The sequence below is a fragment of the Lamprocystis purpurea DSM 4197 genome (genome assembly GCF_000379525.1).
Lineage (GTDB): Bacteria > Pseudomonadota > Gammaproteobacteria > Chromatiales > Chromatiaceae > Thiodictyon > Thiodictyon purpureum.
The window spans coordinates 1-6,762 of sequence record NZ_KB902390.1 but is presented as its reverse complement, the minus strand read 5'-3'; the positions used below and the strand labels follow the sequence as shown (position 1 = coordinate 6,762).

The 6,762-nt window shown below is 63.6% G+C and carries 3 protein-coding genes; all 3 read right to left on the bottom strand.

The annotated features are described in order from the left end of the window. Nucleotides 1-96 precede the first annotated feature (96 nt). A complete protein-coding gene (gene pglZ / locus A39O_RS0105040; RefSeq protein WP_020503615.1) occupies nucleotides 97-2,433 on the bottom strand; it encodes a BREX-1 system phosphatase PglZ type B in 2,337 nt (778 codons plus the stop codon). Next, entirely contained in the window at nucleotides 2,433-4,115 is a 1,683-nt protein-coding gene (locus A39O_RS0105035; protein WP_026199178.1) for an AIPR family protein, read from the bottom strand. Before A39O_RS0105035 ends, pglZ begins: the two co-directional genes overlap by 1 nt. Before the next feature lies 1 nt (nucleotide 4,116). Further along, the coding region (locus tag A39O_RS32075) for an Eco57I restriction-modification methylase domain-containing protein (RefSeq protein WP_020503613.1) at nucleotides 4,117-6,762 on the bottom strand (2,646 nt) is incomplete at its 5' end.

Here is a 6,762-nt window from a genome sequence, read left to right as displayed (position 1 = left end):
TCAGGGCTGGAAGCCCTGACTACGCAAATGGTCAGGGCTGGAAGCCCTGACTACGCAATACGCAAGCTGGCCGGGATGACCATCAAGGCCCCGCGTCTAAGCCCCGACCGTGGTCACCATCTTCGCAATGACCTCGCCGCCGGGGCTCAGCACGACCACCACGGCCGCCGCGCCCTCCTGATCGTCATCCGCAACCGCCAGGTTGGCCTTTCCGCCGTCCAGGCTTTTCACGCCGGCCACCAGCGAGGTGGATGCCAGCGCCGCCTTGGTGCGGATATCGACCCGGAGCCCTTCGGCCGCGCTCTCCACCTCCACCAGGCAGCGCAGGCCCTTCCAGGTCACGGCGCGAATGCCGGCCTTCACCGCCGCCGCGGTGCCCGCGACCTCCAGGAACAGCACCGGCACCAGGCACTCCTGAAGGCTCAAGCCCCCATGGGCATACTCGACCCCGGCGATGAAACAGGATGCGCCAGGCGCGTACGCCACCTGCACAGCGCCGCACCAACTCCAGCCAAAGGTGAGCGGCGTGCCGTGCGCGTTCTCCTTGAGGATGGCGCAGCGCCCCCATTTCGTCGCGGTCTGGTGCGTGGCCAACTCGGACTTGGGCAGACCGCCAGGCATCAGGAGCCAGCCGTGATCGGTCACGATGCGCAAGCGCTTCCACCCCGCCTGCCGGAGTTCGGCAATGCGCTCCAGCACCTGGGCCAACTGTGAGTCGAGGTCGCGCGCGAGCCGTATTCCATGGGCGTGACCGTAGTGATCGAGATCGCCAGCCTCGGTCCAGGCCCGGCCCGACGGGTCGCCGGTCTCATGCGTATCCAGGGCTTGGATGCCATTATCGGCCAGCAGCTTGCGGAAGTTATGCCCGGACAGCGGCTTGCCGTCAACGGCGACTCGCGGCTCGAACTCCTGGTCGGTCTGGTCGCCGGAAACCAAGTGCGCAACAGGCGAGTTCCAGGCTTTGCCTGACGCGGTGACCGACGGCAGGCTGGTCCAACGCGCCGTCAGCTCCACCTTGCCGGTGAGGGCCAGACGCTCCTTGAGCGCGACCGCCACGTCGTAACGCAAACCGTCCACAAAGACAGTGCAAACCCCAGCCGCCGGGGCAGTCGTCGCGTCCGACGCAACCCCAACTGCGCCGAACCCGCCTGACGCCATCAGGGCCTGTTGCAGCCGCGTGGCAGACTCCTCAACCCAGGGCAGATAGACGGCGCGCAGCGCCGCCGACACCGCATCCAGATCCGCCTTGGTCTGGACCGCCCCCAGCACCCGAAGCGCCGCGGCGTCCACCTGCCACGCGCTGTCCTGGTAGCTCTGGGCCAACTGATCGGATACCGAACCGGTCGGCAGTTGCGAGCTGCGCGAGGCCACCTCGGCCAAGTGACCCAGGGCCACCCCGAGCGGGGACAGGCCCATGCGCGTCCACAGCCAATCGCGTCGCACCGAGTGTATTTGCTCGGCCGCCAGAATGGCCGCGCGCGCTTGAGGTCCGGTCATGGCGCCGCAGGCCGCCAGCGCGTAGCGCAGGGCCGCCTCCTTCTGTTCGTTCACCTGAGGATAGCCGGCCAACGACGAGGGGGCGTCGAACAAATCCTGCTGCTTCGGCGGCGCAACTTTCAGAAGCAGTCCGTAGACCCTGGGGAAGCTCGCGAACGAATCGCGGTAGAGCTCCGCCACGGCCGCCCACTTGCCTTCCCCTTTGGCCAGCCGCTCGGCGGCGGCCAAGGGACCGTCGCTCACCGGCTGGAAGCCGAAGTCCGCCTTGCACCGTTTCAGGAACAGGTCCCAGCGGGCGCTGCCCCACAGCGCCTGTGCCGCATCGGGATCATCCATCCACACCAGGAGATCCCGCGTCGGGTTCGGCGCCAGCAGGCTGTGCAGCCATTCGGCGTTGATCCGGCGGCCCTCCAGGTCTTCCACCGGCCGGTCCAGCAGCAGGCCGGCGGCTAGTGCCTGGCCGAGCGCTTCCTGCGTGGCCTTGTCCTGCGCCACGTCCAGACCCAAGCCGCCGTTCTTGGAGGTCAGGAAGGCATTGATCGTCCAGTCCTTGCCATTCTGCTGACTCCAGAACACACCGCGGTACTGCAACTCCGCCAGCGGCTGGAGATCGCGCGGGCAGCTTTCGATGGCGCGCAGATCCGCACGACTCACGCCGGGCAGGTAGATGATGCAAGGACCCGGACCGGTGGTCAGGTCCGGCACCAGTCCGGCGGCGGCACACTTGAGCCAGATCGCGGGTCCCCGGCCTCCTGCGGGTTGGTAGTCACCCAGGCTCAAGAGGCCGGGAAGCGCTTGCCGCAACCGAGGCAGGGCCGGACTCCATTGCCGGTCGGCATCGGTCCACAGGATAGCGGCCGGTGTCGCCTGAACTGACGCATTGACCTTTGCCGCCGTCGCCAGACTGTGCAACAGCGCATCGAGCAGCGTGTTCATCAGACCTCGATCGCGCGCAAGCGCTCGATGAGATCGCCGCGCCGGAACGTGGCGGCGAGTTGCTGGGCAGAAACAGTCTGGCTGCCATACAGACCCTCGAGCGCCCGTTGAATGTCCGCCACGGACTCATGGAACCAGGCATCACCCTGCTCCTCGATCAGCGTCCGCGCAGTCGTGAAGACCCGATGATCCAACCGCGCGAGATCCAGATTCAAACCCTTCAGCAATCGGCGCCCCATCTGCATCGCGATAAAACAGGACGCGTAGCGCACCAACGGAGGGTCCTGTTCAGCCGGGCGCCGTCGGCGGTTCTCGGCGATGCGATAGAGCAGCACCGCCGCCACGACCTGGGCGCCATGCAGGTCGGCCGCAAAGATGGTCGAGTAAAGCTTGCCGAAATGCTCCCGCGTCAGGAACTTGGCCTGATGAGGCTTGCTGCGCCACACTGCGAGTACGGCCTCCGCCGCGACGCCGGACGTGATATCGATTGGCCTGCTAGGCCCCTCCATGCGTTTGCGGCGATAACTGAAGCCCAATGCATCAAGGCTCGACTCAAGGCGCTGCTGCACCGCGTCATTCGAGCGTAAATCCTTTAGATCAACCGGATTCTGGCTGTTCGTGGCATGGGTGATCTGCAACACGATGTCTTCGTTTTCCCGGGGCAACTCATAGAGGCGCACCAGCACGCTGGCATCGGTTGGCAGCGACTCACCGCGCGCCGTCATTTCGTCGAGCGTCCGGAAGATGGTCATGCAGGTTTGTGCGCCATTGACGATTTGCAGGTTCTCGGCCTGCACCTGGAAATTCCCGCCCTGCAGGGCGTTATATTTGAAGTGGTCGCAGATCATGGTCAGGCCATTATTGAAGAAATAGAAATCGGCGGGCGTGGCGGAGCGTAGCGTCGCGCGGATGCCTTCATTCACCCGGTTGCCGTGCAGACCGAGATAGCGCCGGATATTGCGCTCGAGCAGCCGGTCGCCGTGGGTCTTCATGAGCAAGGCCACCTCCGTGACCGGCATGCGCCCCACGCACACGCGGCTATAATTCATGTCCTCGACATTGGCCTTACCAACCATCCGCAGGGTGTCATCGACCTGCCGCGGACGCTGCAACAATCCAATCAGAACGTCATGATTGACATACTCCCATGTCACCTGATCACCGAAGCTGGCACACTCGATCGCACGCTGCGCCTGGTCGTTCCACTTCGCCCCGTTATTGCACGCGATGGCCCGCACCCGGGGAATGAATCCATCGCGCACCATTGCGCGGGCGGCCTCGACCTTCGCCTTCAAACGGTCGTTGATCGCCCCGAGTTCCGACCCGGGGTCGAAGAGATGCCGGATCGCATTGATGAGTGCCGCAATCCCCTGCTCGGGAAAATTGGCATCCGCCTCCAGTTTCGCTTTGTATTTCACCTGGAACAGGGTGACGACAAACTCGCCATCGACCTCTTCGGTCATGTGCATGGCATCGACGCCAAAATCCCCTCCGCCTTCGGTCACGCAATCGAACGTTTCCTCCGGCGCCAGGTCGAGCAGAACTTTCGTACAAAGATAAACGAAGGCCAGGGGCTTGAGTCGGTCGGCCGCGGTGATATTCAATTCGGCGCCCGCCCATTCGCGAATCTCGTCCTGAATGCCGATCAGACGCTGGTCGATGATGGAGGCGTTGATGTTCATATCAGTGGTCTTGCTTCGCCGCGGCACGGGCCGCGGCCTTGTCGGCTAGCTTGAGATGATGGTCATTGATGCGCTCGCCCTTGAACACCCCATAACACGGCGCGCTCTCGACATCCTTGCCGCGGTCCTTGTCCCAACTGATATTGAGTTTGGGCTTCTTGTTGTGGCGCAGGACCCCGGCGGTCATGAAGGGGCGGATGTTCAGGCGCACGCCATCGTTGAGGTCCGGGTTCCAGCCGACGGGCTGTTCGGCGAGCGGCTTCCAGCGCACGAAGATGTCGTAGGGGGCCTCGCCTTCCAGGATACGTTCGAGTCGGCGCTTCAGGTCAAGGGCGGCGGCCAGGCGGGTTTGGGCACCGTCCGCGCCATCGCGCACGCCGGCCTCCTGCTGGCGGGTCCAGTCGCCCAGGTAGGTGTGGATGAGGCGCTCCAGGTTCCGGGCGTCGAGCTTGTGGTAGTTCACCAGGGCGCCGAAGCCGTCCTTCAGGCCGTCCCAGACATGCCAGATAAAGGGGCGATGGTGGAAGCGCCTGGCGTGCTGTTCGAAGAACTTGTCGCGCAGCCAGACATCCAAGTCCTTGCCGGCAGAGTCGGCGTCGGCCAGCAGCTTGGCCAGGATGCAGGGCTTCCAACTGCCGGGCTCGACGGTCTCCCAGGCGGCAATCAGCAGGTCGAGCAGGCGTTCGTGAGCGGCCCTCTCACCGCGGACGGAGGATAGGCAGACGATGCCGTCGTCGTCCAGATGGCCGGCCAGGGCCTCGCAACGCGCGATCCAGGCGCGGGCCTCGTCGGAGAGTTCCATCTCGGCGTCCGTCTCGGCTGGCCAGCGGTAGCCCAGCAGGCGGGCAACGGCGACTTGCAGCGGGTCGGTGGCGGGCTGGGGATGGCCGTGGAAGAGCCATTGGGTAGGGTCGTCGGAATAGGGCTTGGGCAGGCCGTGGGGATATATCTTCTGCGCAGCGGACATCCAGCGGTCAAGGTCAAAAGGGACCTTTATGAGTGTCTTATTCGTAACCTTGACTGCGGCATCAATCGTTTTTACTGCCACCCGATACTCAGGGCTGCTCAGAAACGCGAAGATGGCCGCAATGTTCTCTGGAGAGTCGGGAACGATCGCAGCTCCGTTCTCGTCAAAATGCTGGCCTTCATACAAGGTTGCAGCAAGACTACGCATCTGAGACACAAAGACTCCCTTTCGACCCCAAGCCCTGCCACCCTTCACATAGCACGATGGTTGTTGCACCATGTCTCCGGTGCCACCTTCCCAGTGTAAGATTTGCGAGCGCCCCCCGTGGAGGCAGGATTCTTCTGGCGTTCCTTGGAAGTTTACCCAATCAGCATCCTTACCAGAGACCTCCCAGAATTCGTGAATGAATCTGTTCAGGTCCCCGGTAGACATTCCTTTGAAGGAGTCGGCGTGTTTGCTGAGCAGTTCCGCCGTAATCTCTACAAATGCGATGCGACTATCTGGGTTGGCACGCAGGCCCGCTTGTAGTAAGCGCTGGGGTGGACCTTGGCTTCTGAGCAATTCGGCCTTTTCTTCAATTGATTTTCTTAGCAGGGTATCAATTCCTGATGCCATTTGCGCGGAAGACGGCTTCCGCTTTGAAATCAACGTCAGTGTGGCAAGCGGCCCCCTATCCCCGAAGTACTGCCAAGCTTCTTCGCCGAGTGCCACAAGGAACTCAATACTCACCAGTTCTAACAAAGTTATTCGGAATTTTTGGTAGCCGCCGAGGAACCACCAGTTTTGGGGACTGACAACTGCTAGGCTTCCATTGGCAACACATAGCTCAATGCCACGCTCCAAGAACACAGTGGCCAAGTCTGTCTTAGACTCTGAGTAGTGGGTATCGCAGTAGGCCTTCAGCGCTTCGTGCTGCTTGCCCCGTGCCAGATAGGGCACGTTGGTGATGACCAAGTGGTAGCGCGCATCCAGCAGCCGCGCAGCGTCCAGCAAACCGCGCGCAGTCAAAGCCAAATCCCAGGCGTCGTCGTTCAACTCCTGCTCCGCCCCCCGCAGCGTGGTCGGCGTCTCGGTCGCCAACGCACGCTCCAGCAGGTCCTTCAGATCGTCGAAGCTGGACTTGAAAAGGTCGTCCTTCAGGCCGCGAGCCGGGTCCAGCAAGCTGCCCAACAGCGGTGCCTGCGCAAAGCTCGCGTGCAGCAGCCGCAGTTCCTGCCGCAGCAGTGCGGCATTGGGTTGCGAATCAGGGACCAGCGCCTCCCAGTCCTTGGCGCTGGCCGCCACCTTCAGGCCGCAACAGGCGATGTTGGGCGCGGGCATGTCGGCCCGCACGCCCAGCGGGTCGCCGTTCTCGTCCGGGAAGCGCCAGGCCGCCAACGCCAGGGCGAAGACCGCGATCTCGACACAGCGGGCGTCCAGCTCCAGGCCGTGCAGGTTGTCGGCCAGCACCGCGTCCACCGCCTCCCGCACGCTCAAGCCCTCGGCCGCCATGCGCATGGGCACCAGCAGCAGGAAGGCGGCGACCAGGAAATGACCTGAACCGCAGCAGGGGTCGAGCAGCTTGAAGTCCTTTAGGCTGTCCGGCCAGCCTGCAAAGGCGCCGGCGGCGGGGGTCCAGTACCGCGGCTGCGGCTGCGCCTGCGCCTGCGTAGTCAGGCCATCCTGGCCTGACAATTCGGC